This window comes from Paraburkholderia sp. J67 (genome assembly GCF_905220265.1).
Classification (GTDB): Bacteria; Pseudomonadota; Gammaproteobacteria; order Burkholderiales; family Burkholderiaceae; genus Paraburkholderia.
Window position 1 is genome coordinate 1 of the sequence record NZ_CAJMZK010000010.1, and the last position, 16,742, is coordinate 16,742.

General features: G+C 61.4%; 12 protein-coding genes. 6 read left to right on the top strand and 6 right to left on the bottom strand.

Annotation, left to right across the window (positions count from 1 at the left end):
• Positions 1-616 precede the first annotated feature (616 nt).
• From U5782_RS19305 to U5782_RS19320, 4 genes are all read right to left on the bottom strand, one after another.
• Entirely contained in the window at positions 617-1,699 is a 1,083-nt protein-coding gene (locus U5782_RS19305; protein WP_322045477.1) for a ParB/RepB/Spo0J family partition protein, read from the bottom strand.
• Positions 1,689-2,372 (bottom strand): ParA family partition ATPase, encoded by a 684-nt coding sequence (gene parA, locus U5782_RS19310; protein WP_322045478.1) that lies wholly within the window; start codon positions 2,370-2,372, stop codon positions 1,689-1,691. The genes U5782_RS19305 and parA overlap by 11 nt, the downstream gene beginning before the upstream one ends.
• Positions 2,373-3,791: 1,419 nt before the next feature.
• A complete protein-coding gene (locus tag U5782_RS19315) occupies positions 3,792-5,168 on the bottom strand; it encodes a replication initiation protein (RefSeq protein WP_322045479.1) in 1,377 nt (458 codons plus the stop codon).
• A 1,463-nt stretch (positions 5,169-6,631) separates the two neighbouring features.
• On the bottom strand, positions 6,632-7,153 hold the full coding sequence (locus U5782_RS19320) for a hypothetical protein (RefSeq protein ID WP_322045480.1): 522 nt from the start codon (positions 7,151-7,153) through the stop codon (positions 6,632-6,634).
• A 258-nt stretch (positions 7,154-7,411) separates the two neighbouring features.
• Between U5782_RS19320 and U5782_RS19325 the strand changes: the two genes are divergently transcribed.
• From U5782_RS19325 to U5782_RS19345, 5 genes are all read left to right on the top strand, one after another.
• A complete protein-coding gene (locus U5782_RS19325) occupies positions 7,412-9,133 on the top strand; it encodes a HAMP domain-containing sensor histidine kinase (protein ID WP_322045481.1) in 1,722 nt (573 codons plus the stop codon).
• The gene (locus U5782_RS19330; protein WP_322045482.1) at positions 9,130-9,819 is read left to right on the top strand and encodes a response regulator transcription factor; all 690 of its coding nucleotides are present in this window, start codon (positions 9,130-9,132) and stop codon (positions 9,817-9,819) included. The genes U5782_RS19325 and U5782_RS19330 overlap by 4 nt, the downstream gene beginning before the upstream one ends.
• A gap of 155 nt (positions 9,820-9,974) precedes the next feature.
• The gene (locus U5782_RS19335; RefSeq protein ID WP_322045702.1) at positions 9,975-10,649 is read left to right on the top strand and encodes a response regulator transcription factor; all 675 of its coding nucleotides are present in this window, start codon (positions 9,975-9,977) and stop codon (positions 10,647-10,649) included.
• A 6-nt stretch (positions 10,650-10,655) separates the two neighbouring features.
• Positions 10,656-12,122: a HAMP domain-containing sensor histidine kinase gene (locus tag U5782_RS19340; protein ID WP_322045483.1), complete on the top strand. Its 1,467-nt coding sequence runs from the start codon at positions 10,656-10,658 to the stop codon at positions 12,120-12,122.
• Between the two features lie 61 nt (positions 12,123-12,183).
• The gene (locus U5782_RS19345; RefSeq protein ID WP_322045484.1) at positions 12,184-12,900 is read left to right on the top strand and encodes a response regulator transcription factor; all 717 of its coding nucleotides are present in this window, start codon (positions 12,184-12,186) and stop codon (positions 12,898-12,900) included.
• A 199-nt stretch (positions 12,901-13,099) separates the two neighbouring features.
• Here U5782_RS19345 and U5782_RS19350 read toward each other — a convergent pair whose 3' ends face one another.
• On the bottom strand, positions 13,100-13,372 hold the full coding sequence (locus tag U5782_RS19350) for a DUF4148 domain-containing protein (RefSeq protein ID WP_322045485.1): 273 nt from the start codon (positions 13,370-13,372) through the stop codon (positions 13,100-13,102).
• Positions 13,373-13,672: 300 nt separating this feature from the next.
• Here U5782_RS19350 and U5782_RS19355 point away from each other — a divergent pair, with 300 nt between their 5' ends.
• On the top strand, positions 13,673-14,638 hold the full coding sequence (locus U5782_RS19355; RefSeq protein WP_322045486.1) for a sulfonate ABC transporter substrate-binding protein: 966 nt from the start codon (positions 13,673-13,675) through the stop codon (positions 14,636-14,638).
• A gap of 30 nt (positions 14,639-14,668) precedes the next feature.
• Here the strand turns inward: U5782_RS19355 and U5782_RS19360 are convergent, their stop codons facing one another.
• Positions 14,669-16,369: a metallophosphoesterase family protein gene (locus U5782_RS19360; RefSeq protein ID WP_322045487.1), complete on the bottom strand. Its 1,701-nt coding sequence runs from the start codon at positions 16,367-16,369 to the stop codon at positions 14,669-14,671.
• Positions 16,370-16,742 lie beyond the last annotated feature (373 nt).

Genomic DNA, 16,742 nt, shown 5'->3' on the forward strand with positions numbered 1-16,742 from the left:
AATCAGGCGGAGATAGTCGGTCTGCGGCGTTTTTCGCGTGGCATCGCGCGTTTCGGCTTCGACTACGGTAAGGCTCGATTGGACCTGCATGACGGCTCCTGTGCTGTCTCTTATTGAGCCCAGGAAGCGGAAACAAAAAACCCGCCTCGTGGGGCGGGTTGTTGTCGCTTTTACCAGACGTACGCTAACCCACCATTCGATGAATGGTGATAATAATCAGCGTAATCGGGCAGCGGCGCGTGTTCATTCGTATAAGGATGGCGTAGCTGACTGGAATTGTCAATCCACGTCACCTCAAGACAAATTGTTCCAATAACTACGAATTACATTTCGAATAGTACGCTTTTGGTGAAAACCGACAGGACATTTCGATACTGGGGCGATTGAGCATTTGAAATCACCAGCAAAACGAGCCGAGTCGTGAAACATTCGACGAAATACCACTCAAGTTATTGATTACAAAGGATTTTATTCGACATAAAAGATTCGGGCGAATGTTTCACGGTTTCGACCCCACGCACCTGTTCTGAGATGAATCTACGCCGGGTGGGGTCAAAAAATAAAGGCAAGGCCACGGCGTAGCCCTGCCCTCTTCATCCGAAATGCACGCGCGTGATCAGCTTGCTGCCGTTGCTTCCATATCGGCGGCCCATTCCTCGATCACGGCTTTCATACGCTCGGCAAGTCGCTGCTGGTCGGCAGAGCCGATGCCCTTGAGATTCAGTTCAGCGCGCCCGTCACCAAACAACTTGAGTTCGCCAAGCGCCACACCGTCGGGGCGATTGAACTGCACGCGCGACTGATAGTGCGTACGGCGCGGACCGATGCGCCGGGCGCCGGCTTCAGCCGACGCAGCGGCCTCGAGCTTGCGCACACTCGCTTTGCCCTCGATCACCTGTTCGAGCCAATGCTCCGCGACCGTCGCGCCGGCACGATCGAAAATCAGCTTGATGTTGTAAGCATGACCGAGCCCGACGTCCTTCCGATTTTGCGCCATGCGTTGCAGAAGATAGGACGGTAGTGACGTCAGGGAAATCACCTTGCTGATGTGCTTCGGATCCTCACTGACGGCCACGCCCAGTTCGACCTGGTCGATATAGACCCCATCGTCGAGGAGCTTCTTCCAGGCCAGCGCGTCGTCGAAAACGGTTTGCTCTTCGCGTTCCTTGTTCGCGTGGTAGGCGCGCAGGTAGAGGTTCTGGTTGTCGAGCCCGTCGCGCACATCGGCGTCGATATGCTTGTCGCCACGCGATCGCGCTGCCCGGATCCGACGCTCACCGTCGACGATCACATACTTGCCCGGAAACTCCGCGAGCCGCGTCACCAGAATCGGCGTGATCTGGCCTTGCTTCTCGAAGCTTTCGGCGAGTTCGTCGATCGTTTCCGCGCTGTAGAACGCGCGCGGATTGTACGGATTCGAGACCACGTCTTCGACGGGAATCTGCGAAACGACGTGATTGGCCGTCGTAGCCGCCATAACCGTCGTGGTCGTCACAATGGGCGGCTCGGACGAGACCGGCGCGGCCACTGCTACCGCATCTGCGGCTACTACGGGCTGAACTTCAGCCAGCGTCACGAGCGCCGCATCGCGCTGGGCAATGCCGACAACATCGCCATCAGCTAAACGCTCTCCTGCCGATACGCGCTCGACAGCCATGCCGGCGCGGACTTTGCTGGTGAAATTCAGCTTAGTTGCCATCGACAACCTCCTCTTCCTGAACGAGCGCGATGATCTCGTTGTAGACCGCCGCGATTTCGTCCTTGGCCACCTTCACGCCACGCACCCCTTTCACGTCGAAGACCGTTCGGCCGAGTGCCGCCGCCTGACGATACAGCTCGCGCTGTTTGACCGTGGAAGTCAGGACCCGCACGTTGCTCTCTGCGAGGATGGCGCTCATCTGCGTATGCAGCAGGGTCTTCGAATTAGATTTATTCAGCAAAATCGCGAATTTACCGGCAGGATTGGCGACGCGGGTACGCTCGACCAGTTCCATCATCCCCTCGCTACTCCAGATGTCGATGGGCGATGCGTCGGTAGGAATGACTGTCGCGTCGGCAACAGCAAGAACACGCGCCGTCGTCAGATCGTTGATGTTCGGCGGGCAATCGACAATCACGACATCGTAGTCATTCGCCAATGCGGCGATTTCCGGCCCAATCATCTTTTCCAGTTTGTTGATGCTGCCGACCCGGAATGGCAAGGGCGTTTCCGGCCCAGCTGCTGCGCACCAACTCATGCACGATTGCTGGCCGTCAGCATCGGCCACATAAACTTTGTAGCCTTCAGACTGAAATGCTCCCGCCAGATTCATGCTGGTAGTTGTCTTGCCTACCCCACCCTTTTGGTTCGCTACAGCGATGACCAGTCCCATTCGGTTCTCCATGCAATGTTCAACGGTGGACTCATCTTCACGCGCACTCTCCACGTGGAGACTCTCCAGCGAGTCAGTTGGCAGTCTAGCGGCAAGTTAAAGTAAATTCTAGCTTTAGCGCTGAAATCGTTGCTGGTTGACCACCAAACTGGCCGTTTGGATAAGAGACAGGGGCGGTTGGCCTCGACTGCATCTGCTCGAGTCGATGTTGATGATGTTCTTCACGGGGGATCGAATCTTCACGTGGAGATTCTGAAGGCCACCGCCGCCGGGGCTACTGCTGTGTAGTTCCAATAATCCGATGATCGAGAACGTGAATACCACTGGTAAAAAGATTGAGTTCACGGTGTCTATCGCAGCCCGAACAGACCAATAGGACTGTTCGGGACGATTGCTCTCCACGTGGAGAATCATCTTCTCTGCGTTTTGCTTGCGCGAGGATCTGCGAAATCGTCGGCTTGCTCGACAATCGAAGATCCATACTCTCGCACTCTCCACGTGAAGACTGCTTGGCTCTGCAGTTCGACCCGCAGACGAAAAAGATCACGAAATCAAAGCAACATCGTGAGAGCTATTGCTCACGGTGAGATTCGCAGAGGCCAACGATGCGTCTGCAAATTCAAGGCAATCCTACGAATGTGGAGTCTCCACGTGGAGACAGGCGCGTTGCCGAAAATATGTCAGCGTCTGACCTGGCGGATAAATGATATGCAGGCCGCCACGATCAACGCAGTCCCGGAAATGAATTATCTCTGGCTCCAGAACTTTCCACGTGGAGATACATATCCCACCGGCAGATATCTATCGCCGTAGTCATCGTTGAATCGCACAAGGGCAGTCGTGAGAGTTACCGTCCCTCAGAAAAGAGAAACAAGCGTGCCTTTGAGACTCTTCACGTGGAGAAATCCATTTCACCGAAGGGTAACTAGCAAATGCGTCAGAGGTCGCTTGCGCAGTCCCGTGGAGGCCACTGCAGCGATAAGGGCGAAGTACCTCCAACAGCCGGGGCAACAAGATCAAACCACTACCCTATCGAGTCGAATGGCATTAGCGATCGGAATACACCTTAAGGTCGCCGCCAACACTCCCCTCTCGCACGTCGAAGCGGCTCGCCCCTGATACAGGCCGCCTAACCACACAAACGACAAATCAATCTCCACGTGGAGATCGTCAACATCAAGAGCGATAGGAGAAGGGGGGAGATCGCGGCACGGCAGACCACGAATGAATTTTCGAGTCTGAGCCAACGCAGGAGGGAATCGAGATTTCGATCAGCTTGCAGAACTACACAAGTCCGGCACCAATCCAAAATATGCAGAAAATACAGAAAGCGAAATTTACTTATGTTTTTATAATTGGCAAATTTCGCTAGAAGGACAAGATGCACGGCGACGTATGCCGCACACCTTTGACCTTGCCCTACTCCTCGCGGGATTTGAATGCCAGTTCAATGTCCCCCACCACACCTTGAGCGTCGCCCATCGGCGCCTGCTGTCCACTCAACAGGAATTCGAGCAGATCGGCGGCCGTCGGCTGACCCCAGGTATCCAGCACGACCCAACGGAAGAAGTTCGTCGAGGCCATCTTGCTCGGCACCTTCGAAGTCGACACCTTGAGCTTGTCCATGCCGACGGTCTCGTTGTATCGCTTGATGAGCGCCGTCTGATCGTCGTATTCCAGTTCGTTGAAGTAGGAACGCGCTTCGGCAATTTTCGCCGCGATGTAGCGGTCCTGCACCTGGTCCTGACTTTCGCGTGCCTTGCCCGCGTCGGCATTGGCACCGGCCGCCGCATTGGCACCCGGCAACTGATAACCCTGCATCAGCGCCTTGCGGAAATAGGCGGCCACATTCGCCAGCGGCGCCGCATTCTTCTGCGAGACACGCGCCGCCGTGTAGGCCACTGCGGTACGGATTTTTTCGTCGCCGTACTGCTTGAGCAGGCGCCGCGCTTCCGACACCGGAATACTGAACTTCGCCATTTCGCCGATCAGCAGCGTCTCGTTGGCGCGCAGTTCCTGCGACGAGTCCGTGTCCGGTTTGCGCGTCACGCGAAACTGCAGCGCCACCACCGAACGGCCGACCTTGTGCTCGATGAGTTCGAAGTTGTGATCCGAAATCTCGTTGACTTCCTTGATGCAGGGCACCAGCACGCGGCTCTTGAACTGCTTGTACAGCTTGTACGACTGCGCCGAGGTATCCTGGCCGAGAATCAGGTCGCGCAGCGTCGCGAGCGGAAAGCGCGCCGTCAGGCCGACGGCCTCATAGCGAACCACGTTCTCCCACAGCGCCAGCGAGTGCGCCTTCCTGAATTGACGCGTGATCCGCATGTCGATCATCGCGTAGATTTCAGGATTCAGCAGTTCGCCGCGGATCTGCTCGGAGAAGGTGTAGCGCAGCACCGATCGTTCGAGTTCGGCACCCGCGAGCAGGCCCGACGCTTTCCAGATGCTGCGTTTGTCCTGCGTGAGATAGTCCCAGTTGACGACCGTGCTGATAAGCGAGTTGATCGTTTCCTTGACGTACTCTGTGTTGTTGCTGTTCAGATCGACGTCCTGCGAGAGCGCAGAGATCGTAATTTCGAACGACGAGCGACCTTGCTCGAGGGAATCCTGGCGGATTGCGTTCTTGATCAGCGAGCTGAACATCTTGCGCTGCTGAAGGCTGATCGATCCGGATTTCGGCGCGATGTGAATCGCGGGGACCGCCTTGCGGAAGAGATCAGGCGGCTGGCCTTGCTGGAATACGAGTGCACCTTGCTTGTCGGCGTCGCCGGCATCGGCCTTTTTTCTTGCCATATGACCCACATGATAGGGAACCTGGTCGGTTGGTAACTGTATACCAAGCGACCAGGTGACTCAAGCTCGCCGCAATGTCAGTGCGCACTCACGACACCAGCCGTGCGAAAAATTGACAAGCGTGGCTCCCGCAGGCGGGCCAAACCAATCGATCCAGGCCTGGCGGGGCACACGGCCTGCGCCAAATGCTCCCATAGCAAGTGACCTTTAACGTCTCTTCGCTCGAAAGAGACCCCATAACAGGCCACCTTTAGCGGTTATGTGAGCACTCACTCTCGATCAAGTTACCCACAGGTATCCAGTTATGGGATTTTTTCCCGATTGGTTTCCTGGGGTCTCCCCACATGATCGGCCTTCAGAAATCTCCCATCGAAGGTGACCTTGCCTCGATCCCATAACTGGGAACCTCAAATAGTCCAAAATCCGCCTCTTCCAAGGGACGAGAAGCCGATTGCAGACCATAATCGGTTACCTTCAAAGAAACCCATATCCGGTTACCCAGCGAATCGCTGGTGTCCGTGCATCAAGTCTCCCCACGAAGTCTCCCCTTCCGGGCGATCCGGTGACCTTCAGCGCCAACCGTGAACACCCACCATAACCAGTTACCTAACGGATTTCCCATATCAGGCTACCCAAACAGCGGAAAATCACCCCTCTACCATGCACGAGACCTCCCCGAACGCCCATAACAGGGTACCCAAGCCAGTTCCCATAAAAGGGAACCTCAGCGTAAATAAGCCATTTTTCCCATACAGGGCGACCTTTTTCCCATATCCACAACCTCGAATCCCCATCTGCGGATACCGAAGTCCCATATCCACAGCCCCGAACTCCCATACCCGGTACCTCAGGCCCCATAACACGCCACCAAATCGGCCGCAAACCCTTATCCCATAAGGCTTCCAGCTGGCTAAAGGTTTACTAAAGGTTCTAAAGCGTATTAGGTAAACACTCAAACACGCGTCCGATAGGAAAGAGGTCTCCCAAAACCGGGACCCTATAGAGATGTAAGTGGTCACCAACATGCCAGATCCCACCCGTGGTGACCTATTCGCCGAGAGCCCGATCCGTGCTCCCATCAGCTGTGACCTATCCGCGGGATCTTGTTAACTCACTTTGAGTTAACAAGGTAACCGCATGATTTTTATGGAATTACAGCTAGATGGTCCCGCGATATGGGATAGACAGGTGCCAGATTGGTACCCGCTTATGGGAGCGCCCTGCTGGCTGCAGTGCCAAGCGATGATTTCAGACACCTGGCGGAAGGTAACCCGAGATCCGTCTGAACAGTACCTTTGTCAGCCGTTGCAGACGGACGTCGGTTATGAAAACCCGAAGGTCACCGGTTCCCATAACGCGTTACCTGCGAAAGGTCACCAGAAATGGGGAATTGCCCTGAGCGGCCTCGCAAGGTGCACCGCAACAATCGCGAATGGTGACCTTGTGAGGCGTGAACTCAATACTCAGTCGGCCAGCGCCTGCGTACGGGTTTGAGCCTGCGGTTGTCCCTGGGCGTTGCCTGCTGTCTGATGCGGGAGGCAATCGTGACGATAGAGCGTGCCCAGGCGCTGCTGGGCTGCCTCGAGGTCGTCCGGATAGTTGTTGTCGACCGCGTGCTCCTCATAACCCACTTTTGAGAGATCCTTGATTTCCTGCATGAGTTCGTCGTGGGTGACCTCATGCGCGGGTTTCACGAACGGATAGCTGTGACACGCACGCGGCGAGAGATGGGGAGCGGCGAACGCGCTGACGCTCGCGGCGCCAAGAAGAGGAATCAATGCGAACTTGAGCCAAGACTTCATGGTGATCTCCGATTTGTTCTGGACCGATACCTGATCAGTCCGAGGATGGACCGCCGGCGGGCTCGCCGACGTACAGATGGCTTGTCGCGCGTGGCCACGCAAACACAGCGCGGGCGCACGACCGAAATGCCAACGGAGATCGAGAATAAGCAGACAGCCGATGCGCAAAATGCTCACCAGCATGAAAGAACTGTCATCGGCGGCGCCCACTGCGTCCGCCGATCGATGCAGTCACACGCATCGAATTTCGTGGCCGAGCGTAGATCCGAATTGACAAACTGACAGCTTCGCGTCAACCGACGGTAAGAACATGACCCCCTCTTCATCGTCGTGATGCCGTTTGGGTGGGTGCCCGCCCCTATCATGGCTGGGCACGTGTGCAACCATGCCGCTCGTGCGCTCAACGAGGGAAGTCATGTCAGCCAGCGAAATCACGACGCAATGGCGCGAGCATCCGGCGCGAGGCCCGCGATGAACCTGCCCGGCTGGGTCGCGGGCCGCGTGGGCGCCTTCGTGCCCGAGGCATCCGACACGCCAGGGTCCGGCGACGCGCCACCGTCGCCCACGGCTGCGGGCGAGCTGGGTCACGAGCGCTGGAAAACCACGACTTTCCGCTGGTTCGCCGCCTACGCCGCCATCTTCTCGGTCTCCTTCATGGTCCTGCTCGGCTTCATCGAGTATTCGGTGACCCACGCCATGCTGCGCGAAACCGATAGCGGACTGCGCTGGCAACTGCGCTATTTCGATTCGCGCAGCGACGCGTCGCTTGGCGCCGCGATCGACGCCCGCCTGCACCGCGAAAACCGGCAGCAGAACTTCTACGGCCTCTTTAGCGCCGACGGCCGCTGGCAGGCCGGTGATATCCATGCGTTGCCCACCGGACTCGTGCTCGATCCCTGGGGCCGTTCGCACGAGCGTGCGAGCGGCCAGACCCTCGTGCTCGACACGGGCGCCGTGCAAGGCTCCCAGCAAGGTCCCCGGACGGCGCTGCGGGTGCTCGGCGAGATCCGCGCCGATGGCTCGCGCCTCGTCGTAGCGCGAACGCTTTCGGACGTGCGCCACGTCCACGGCGAATTGCTCAAGGCGCTATTCGGCGGCGGTCTGCTGTGCCTGTGCGGTAGCCTCTGCGCGGGCTTGCTGCTGAGCATGCGGCAGATCAGCCGGGTCGCGCAGATACGCCGCGCGACCGCGCGCATCGCGGCCGGCGAACTCGGCGAGCGGTTACCTGTCGTGGGCCGCGACGAGCTCGACATGCTGGCCGATCTGGTCAACCGCATGCTCGACGAGGTGGAACGGCTGATCGGCGAAGTCAAGAGCGCCTGCGACGGCATCGCCCACGATCTGCGCACGCCGCTCACGCGGCTTCGCCTGCGTCTCTCGCACGCCGCCGATACCCTGCAGCGCCGTGGCGAACCGGCCGTGGCCGGCGTGCTCGAGAGCGCGCGCGACGAGGCCGACACGGTCCTCGAGCGCTTCTCGGCGCTGCTGCGCATTTCGGAGATCGGCGCTATCAAGCGGCGCAGTGCGTTCGCCCAGGTGGCGCTGCCCGCTCTCGTGACCGAGCTATGCGAACTCTATGCGCCACTCGCCGAGGACAAAGCCATCGACCTGCGTGTCGATCTGGGCGCGGGCCCGGACATCCCCCCCGCCGAAGTCGCGCCGATCTACGCCGATCGCGCGTTGCTCTTCGAGGCCTTCAGCAATCTCCTCGACAACGCCATCAAGTTCGCTCCGCACGGCGGCGTCGTGCGCGTCGCGCTCCACGCGACCTCCGCGGGCGCCCAGTTCAGCGTCACCGACAACGGTCCCGGCATCGCCCCCGCCGAGCGCAGCGCGGTGCTGGGCCGCTACTACCGTAGCAACGCGGCGCGCCACGTGCCGGGCACAGGACTGGGCCTCGGCATCGTCGCGGCGGTGCTGCGTCTGCACGACTTCCGGCTCGCGATCGGCGATGCGCGGAGCGACGCCCCCCCTACCCCACCGACGGCCGTGGCGCCAAACGATGCAAAAAGCAGCACAAAAAGCAGCACGAGAAACAACGTAATAAGCAAGGCAAGCAGCGACACAACAACGAACCCCACGACCCACGCCACCACTGCGGGCACGACCGTCACCATCGACTGCTGGCCTCCCCACCCCCGCCCTACCACGCGCTATCAATGAGAGTCCTGCTGTGCTCCTCCTCCGACGCGGAGCGGAGCTATTTATATAAAGCGCTGAGCGAGAGCCTGAACAGCGTCGAGGTTGCCGACAACCTCTACTACGCGGTCTACCTCGCCTCCCATGAACCGTTCGACACGGTGATCCTGTGCGCGAGCGGTGCGAACGCGCACGACGGCCTTGCCGACGCGCTCGCCTCGTTCACCCGTCTGCCCGACGCCCCCGCGGTCGTGATCGCACTCACGCGCGCGACGCCCGCGGACTGCGCGCGCCTGCTGCGCGCGGGCGCGGACGCCTGCTTCGTGCAGCCCTGGTCGATCCTCGAAATCCAGGAGCGCATGCTCGCGCTGCGGCGCACGACGCTCGCCCAGGTTGGGCCGAATCTCGCGCGGCTCGATCCGCTCACGCGCGATCTCGTCGAGGAAAACCGCCGCATCTCGCTCACCACGCGCGAATACCTGCTCGTGGAATGCCTGCTGCGCCACGCCAACGCGCCAGTCGCACGCGAGCAGCTGATCCGCTATGCGTGGCCCGAAAAGGGCGATGTCGAACCCTCCAGCGTCAACCTCGTGGTTTCGCGCCTGCGCCGCAAGTTCATCGAGCACGGCGCGCGGACCCAGATCGAGACCATCAACCGCTATGGTTACCAGCTCGACCTGCGTGGCGAGCCGCCGAACGCGTCGTCGTAAGCCCGTTGCAAGCCGACCTGGAAGCGTGAGGCATTTGCAAACCTAAATTTAATTTCATGAAAGCTCGCGCGGCACGACGGCCTCACGACGGTAAACTTGCACTTCGAGAGAGGCCGAGCAGGTGACGCGAGGCGGAGTGCGAGGAAATGAGTCAGGTGCGTGTATTGACGGTGGAAGACGATGCCGTCACAGCCAACGAAATTGTGAGTGAATTGACCCAGCGCGGCTTTGTTGTCGACTGGGTCGACAACGGCCGCGACGGCATGGCGCGCGCCATGAGCGACGAGTACGACGCCATCACGCTCGACCGTATGCTGCCGGGCGTCGACGGACTGTCGATCCTCACGGCCATGCGCACGGTCGGCATCCAGACGCCGGTGCTGATGTTGAGCGCGCTCGGCGACGTGGACGAACGCGTGCGCGGTCTGCGCGCGGGTGGCGACGACTACCTCACCAAGCCCTTCGATCCCGAAGAACTGACCGCGCGCCTCGAAGTGCTGCTGCGCCGCCGCCAGGCCTCCACGGTTGCGCGCGAAACCGCGCTCCATGTGGGACCGCTCGAACTCGACCTCATTTCGCGCAAGGTGCGCCGTGACGGCGAGGAAGTGGCGCTGCTGCCGACCGAATACCGCGTGCTCGAATTCATGATGCGCCACGCGGGCAAGACCATCACGCGCACGATGCTGTTCGAAGCCGTCTGGGGCTATCACTTCGATCCGGGCACCAACCTGATCGACGTGCATATGGGACGCCTGCGCAAGAAGATCGATCCGCCGGGCGTGGCGCCGCTGATCCAGACCGTGCGCGGCTCCGGCTACATTCTCGGATAACCCCGCGTGTCGAGCCGTTCGCCTTTACCCCATGCGCCCGCCGCGCCCGTGCTGCCGCGCCGGCGCTGGCACACCACCACGTTTCGCTGGCTGTGCGCCTACACCGCGCTGTTCGGCGTGTTTCTCACCCTGCTCGTGGGCTTCATCGCCTGGAGCGCCACCAGTTCGATCGAGCGCGATACCGACACGATCATGGGCTGGCAGCTCATCTACTTCGATTCGATTCCCGATGCGCAATTGCCCGATGCGATCTATCAGCGCCTCGAGCACGAGCGCATGCATGTGAACTACTACGGCCTGTTCACGGCCGACGGCCGCTACGTGGCTGGCGACCTGCTCGAAGTGCCGTCCAGCATCACCTTCGATCGCGTGGGCTGCACCCTCAAGCACACACTCGAATTGCGCGACCGCGTGCAGTCGCCGATCGTGCGCGCGATGGGCGAAGTGCGGCCCAATGGCATGCATCTCGTGGTGGCGCGCGACATGACCAACGTGCTCGAAATTCGCGAGTTCGTGGTGCGCACGTTGATGGTTGGCGCGGTGCTGGCGTTGCTTGCGGCGGTCGCGGGCGGGCTCGTGCTCGGCATGCGACAGATTCGCCGCGTACGCGAATTCCGCCGCGTGACCCAGTGCATCGCGCGCGGCGACCTGGATCAGCGCCTGCCGATCGGCGGCGACGATGAACTCGACATGCTCGCGCATCTCGTCAATCACATGCTCGACGAAGTCGAACGGCTGATGGGCGAAGTCAAAGGCGCATGCGACGGCATCGCGCACGATCTGCGCACGCCGCTCGTGCATCTGCACACACTGCTCGCGCACATCGCCGAACGCGAGAGCCTGCGCGCCGACCCAGCGGGCACCGATATGATGGAGCGCGCGCGTACCGAAACGGGCCAGTTGCTCGAACGCTTCCGCGCCATGCTGCGCATTTCCGAGATCGCCACGCTGCATCGTCGCGGTGGTTTCGCGACCGTCGATCTGCGCGAACTGGTCGACGAACTCGCAGAGCTTTACGAGCCGCTGGCGGAAAGCCGCGAGATCGATTGGCGCGTGCAAACGGAAGCCGTGAGCGAGATTCACGGCGATCGCGCGCTGCTCTTCGAAGCCTTCAGCAACCTCATCGACAACGCCATCAAGTTCGCGCCGCAAGGCGGCATCGTCAGCGTGGCGCTGCGCTCGACGCCACTCGGCCCCCTGCTCGAGGTCGCGGACAACGGTCCCGGCATCGCGCCCGCCGAGCGCGCCGCCGTGCTGCAACGCTTTTATCGCGGCGACGCCGTGCGGCATATCGCGGGCTCGGGCCTGGGTCTGAGCGTGGTCGCGGCCGTGATGCGTGTGCACGACTTTACGCTGCATATCAACGATGCGGACGATCTCACCGCAGCTCATGCCGATGCCGACGACGCCACGCCGGCAAGCGGCCCCGGCGCACGCATGAGCGTGGAATGCTGGCCGCGCGCGCTCGCCTGAGCGACGTTCGCGCCGAGACGCTACACAACACGCTACACAGCAGCACACGACCGACGATCCCATGCGCATTCTCCTCATTTCGCCCTGCCACGCCGAAGGCGCGTGGCTGCAAAAGGCCCTTCAGGAAAGCGCCCACAGCCTGCAACGCGCAGAAGAGTTGCGCGATGGCCTCTACGTCGCAGGCGAAGAATCGTTCGATGCGGTGATTGCCGTTGCGCTCGATGGCGCGATGCTGCCTGAACTCCAGGCACTGCTGCCGCGCTTCGCGCAGGCGACCAACGGCGCGACCATCATCGCGGTGCTGGGCATCGAAGCGGGCGCTCACGCGCGCTCGCAACTGCTGCGCGCGGGCGCCGATGCCTGTTTCCGCTATCCGTTTTCATTCATCGAAATGCACGAGCGTATGCTCGCGCTGCTGCGCACAGGCCCCGCGTCCGTCGTGCATACAGCTCTCAGCATGCAGCCCGCCGCCGGGAGCGACGCACAGCTACCGCTGCTCGACGCCAGCACGCGCGAGATCGTCGAAGGCGCGCGTCGCGCGGAACTCACGCGCCGCGAATACCTGCTGATCGAATGCCTGCTGCGTCAGGTCAACATGCCGGTGCCGCGCGACCAGATGATTCGCTACGCGTGGCCCGAGAAAGACGATATCGATCCTTCGACAGTGAACCTCGTGGTCTCTCGCCTGCGCCGCAAGCTCGAACGCGAAGCCATCGAAATGCGCATCGAAACCATCAGCCGTTACGGCTATCAACTCACGCTGCCGAAGCACGTCTGAGCGCACGCCTGAACCGATGATTGCACGCTGAATCCCAAAGGTAACCGCCTATGGGATTTCAGGTCACATGCATGTCATGGTTCGTGTACCTGTCACGCAAAAGGTCTCACCAAAAGCAAAGCGGCACGCATCGAGCGTGCCGCTTTCGCAGGGTGCTGCCAAGGCCCTTCGCGCGACGAAAAGGCCGCGCAGCAAGGCTTTAATGCGCGTACAGCGTGGAATTCAGGTACGCGAGCTGGCCATCCTGCTCGGCCTGCACGAGTTCGTGATAAACCTCGGCGCGGGTCTTTTCGTGCACCGGTTGACCATAAGGCGCTACCCAACCGCCGTTGGCGGGCGTCGCGGTCGTGTTGTTCATGGCGACCTGGGTCGCCGCAGCCGGCTGGCTGTTTTGCGACGGAGCGGTCTGGGCGAAAGCGGACGTGGTGACGATGGCACCGGCGAATGCAGCGATGAGCATGAGCGACTTCATGGATCTATCCTCCAGAGAACGTATTTGATTGGCCGGTTAGCGAATGCGATAAATCGCATCCCGGTGACGAGAGAATAGTTAGGTCAGCCTATCGAACCCGATGCAGGACCATGAAGAAATGTTTAGGCAAATGCGAGGAATCGTTGAAGGAGGCGCGCTGAACGAGGCCCAGCAGGCGCTTGCGCTGTCACGTGCTTAGTCCTCACGCTGATTTGGATCGGAAAACTCCATCGTTCTGCTTGAGCGGACTCGTTCGTAGAATCGGTCGGACCTTACGACCCGTTTTCGAGAAACGATCCCATGAGCACACGCCGCGCCTTCCTCAAACTTTCGCTCGGCGCCGCTGCTGCGGCGCTGCCCGCCCTGCACGCGTCAGGCGCGCTGGCGGCCCCCGCGCCGCGTACGCTGCGCATCGGTAACCAGAAGGGCGCGCTGAGCCTCCTGAAGGGCCGTGGCACGCTCGAACAGCGCCTCGCGCCGCTGGGAGTGAGCGTGACATGGACCGAGTTCAACGCGGGCCCCGTGCAGCTCGAAGCGCTCAACGTGGGCTCGATCGATTTCGGCGACGTGGGCGAAGCGCCGCCCATCTTCGCGCAGGCCGCTGGCGCACCCCTCGCCTATGTGGCCGCTACACCGCCGCGCCCGCAGTCGGAAGCCGTGATCGTGCCGCGCAACTCAGCCTTGCGCGAAGTGGCGGATCTCAAGGGCAAGCGCATCGCCTTCACGCGCGGCAGCAACGTGAACTATTTCCTCGTGCAATTGCTGCGCAAGCATGGCCTCGATTACGCCGACGTGCATCCCGTGTTCCTTTCGCCGCCGGATGCCCGTGCGGCCTTCGAAAACGGCTCGGTGGACGCCTGGGGGATCTGGGACCCGTTCCTCGCGGCGGCGCAGGCGAGCTTCGGCGCGCGCGTGCTGGCCGATGCGACGGGCGTTGTCGTGAACCGCGGGTTTTACTTTTCGTCGCGCGACTATGTGCGCCAGAACGCGGACGTGCTGCGCATCGTCGTCGAAGAAATCGCGAAGACCGACGAATGGGGCAAGACCCATCGCGCGGACTATGCCGCCGAACTCGCGAAGCTCTGGGGTTTGCCCGCGCCGGTCGTGCAGCAGGCAGTCGATCGCATTGCGTTCGGCACGGTGCCGATCACGAAAACGATCCTTGGTGAGCAGCAGAAGATTGCCGATACCTTCCTCGATCTCGGCCTCGTGCCCAAACGTGTCGATGTCCAGGAGGCGGCGACGCTGGGCGTCGCCTCGACATAGTTTCAAGGTAGCCGACGCGCCGCCCGAAGGTTACCCGCGTGCCTTCGCGAGCGTCACCGTCTCAAATAGCTCATAGTCCGGTGTGGGCGTCTGGTCCGCGCCCGGCGCGTGATAGTAGTTCATCGTGATGGTGGTTTTACCGCCGTGCTCGCCGGGGTTCACGTCGAACACGGCAATCCCATAACCGGTACCCGTATCGCGCTGCGCCGACCAGATGGCGTCCTCCAGCGCATCCGCCCCCGCTCGCACCCACGTACCCGCCGTCGCGCCCGGCACCGGGCGGTTGGGTTTCGTGAACACCTTCGCCTGCGGATTCCCATTGCCGGAATCCACGCCATAGACGTCGAGCGGCGCACTCGTGCCCCCGCCGCCCAGAATCAGGTGGATCGTGCCGTGGCTCGTGTCGAAGGTGTTGGCGCCCGCCTGCGTCTGCGCCACGGGCTTCGGTTGCAGCGTATCGACCGGCGCACCCGTGCTCGCATCCACGCCCGCGTGATGGTTGCAGCCGCGCACCGGATAGCTGCGCTCGTAATCGTGATCGTGACCGCACACCACCAGATCCACGCCATAGCGATCGAACAGCGGCAGCCACGCCTCGCGGATGCCCTTGTCCGACCCATTGCCGGTCTTCGACGAACTGAGCGCGTCCTGGTGCATCTGCACGACGATCCAGTCGATGTCGTGGTCCTGTGAAGCCTCGCGCAGCGTCGTTTCGAGCCAGCGCGTCTGCTCGCCGTTGCTATAACCGCGCACGTAGAACGACGAGCCCGGGGCGATGGACGCGTTGCCCGTACTCGCGGCGGGCACGAGCGGCGCGGGGCCGGCCACGAAGGCAGCGGCGTCCTGATAGACCACGTCGTCGGCATCGAGCGAAACGAACAGCACGTTACTCACCCGGAAGCGATACCAGCGGCCTGCGAAGCGCGTGCCGTTGTCGGGCAGCGTATAGCGCGTGAGATACGATTCGAGCCCCTGCGGGCCGTTGTAGAACTCGATCTCATGATTGCCGGGGCACGGCATCCACGGACGATTCGACGACGACGTCTGGTTGTTGTTCGCGAAGTCGCGCCACACCTCGGTCTGATGCGCGGGGTTCAGATTCGCATAGCAGAGGTCGCCATTGAGCAGGTGAAAGAGCGGCTGGAAGCGCTCGACGGCGGCCACGGCAAAGCGGCTTTGCGGCGACGACAGAACCCAGCCCGTATTGGGCGTGGCGAGGTCGCCGTAGCTCGTAAAGCGAAACGGCTTGCGTCCACGCGGCGCGGTCGTGAAGCTCGCGTTGAATGGATTGCCCGCGTGGCTGTCGTTGTCGGCGGTGACTTCGTAGCGATAGATCGTGTCCGCTTGCAGACCACGCAGGCGCGCGTGGTACGTGAACACGACCGCGCCCGTGAGGCCGTCAGTGTAGGTGCGCTGGATCGCCTCGACGTTCTCGCGCCGGCCACGGTCGGCGCTAAAGGTCACGCGCGGACGCGTGGCGGCGGCCAGCGACGCCCACGACACCACGACTTCGCTCGTCGGGTCCGCACCCCAGGTGAGGTGGATCTGCTCGGGCGTGCCGTCGGGTGCGGGCGTATCGGCTTTCGCCACGCCGGTGAGCGAGGCCGCGGCACCCGCCGCGCTGGCGAAACCGGACGCGCCGGCGAGCTTCAGGAAGCCACGGCGCGATACGTGCGATACGCCGGCGGGAGTTTCGGTGAACGGTGCCTCGGGGATGTTCTTCTTTGTCATGTCGAATCGCCTCGTGACGGGGGCGTGCGAACGCATGTCGCGCTGCCAGCCTTGCAGGGGAAGTGTCGGCGAAACGATGGCTTTTGCGCGTGACCTCGCGATGACAGGCGCGACGCGCAGCCCGAGCATCGAGACCGTTCCACGACAAGTCGTCTAGCTAACTCGTCGCGCCATTCCGCCGTCAGCCTGCGGCCCGCGCGCGTGCGAATATGCAGTCAGACTACACATTCATCGGCTTAATGCGCCTGTGCGGCTGATGCCCAGGGCATTCCCTGGAACACCCGGTTTTTATTGAAAAGCGCTTGCGTCCGCCTTTTTGTTCCCGCAATCTTGTCTAGACAACACGGACGGGCTGCACGGTGCGCCCGCCTCA

Bases quoted from the DNA above. Each gene is read 5' to 3' on its own strand.
- U5782_RS19330 (WP_322045482.1), top strand. From the start codon at position 9,130: ATGAGAGTCCTGCTGTGCTCCTCCTCCGACGCGGAGCGGAGCTATTTA.
- U5782_RS19355 (WP_322045486.1), top strand. From the start codon at position 13,673: ATGAGCACACGCCGCGCCTTCCTCAAACTTTCGCTCGGCGCCGCTGCT.
- U5782_RS19325 (WP_322045481.1), top strand. From the start codon at position 7,412: ATGGCGCGAGCATCCGGCGCGAGGCCCGCGATGAACCTGCCCGGCTGG.
- U5782_RS19305 (WP_322045477.1), bottom strand. From the start codon at position 1,699: ATGGCAACTAAGCTGAATTTCACCAGCAAAGTCCGCGCCGGCATGGCT.
- parA (WP_322045478.1), bottom strand. From the start codon at position 2,372: ATGGGACTGGTCATCGCTGTAGCGAACCAAAAGGGTGGGGTAGGCAAG.
- U5782_RS19360 (WP_322045487.1), bottom strand. From the start codon at position 16,369: ATGACAAAGAAGAACATCCCCGAGGCACCGTTCACCGAAACTCCCGCC.
- U5782_RS19350 (WP_322045485.1), bottom strand. From the start codon at position 13,372: ATGAAGTCGCTCATGCTCATCGCTGCATTCGCCGGTGCCATCGTCACC.
- U5782_RS19345 (WP_322045484.1), top strand. From the start codon at position 12,184: ATGCGCATTCTCCTCATTTCGCCCTGCCACGCCGAAGGCGCGTGGCTG.
- U5782_RS19320 (WP_322045480.1), bottom strand. From the start codon at position 7,153: ATGCTGGTGAGCATTTTGCGCATCGGCTGTCTGCTTATTCTCGATCTC.
- U5782_RS19315 (WP_322045479.1), bottom strand. From the start codon at position 5,168: ATGGCAAGAAAAAAGGCCGATGCCGGCGACGCCGACAAGCAAGGTGCA.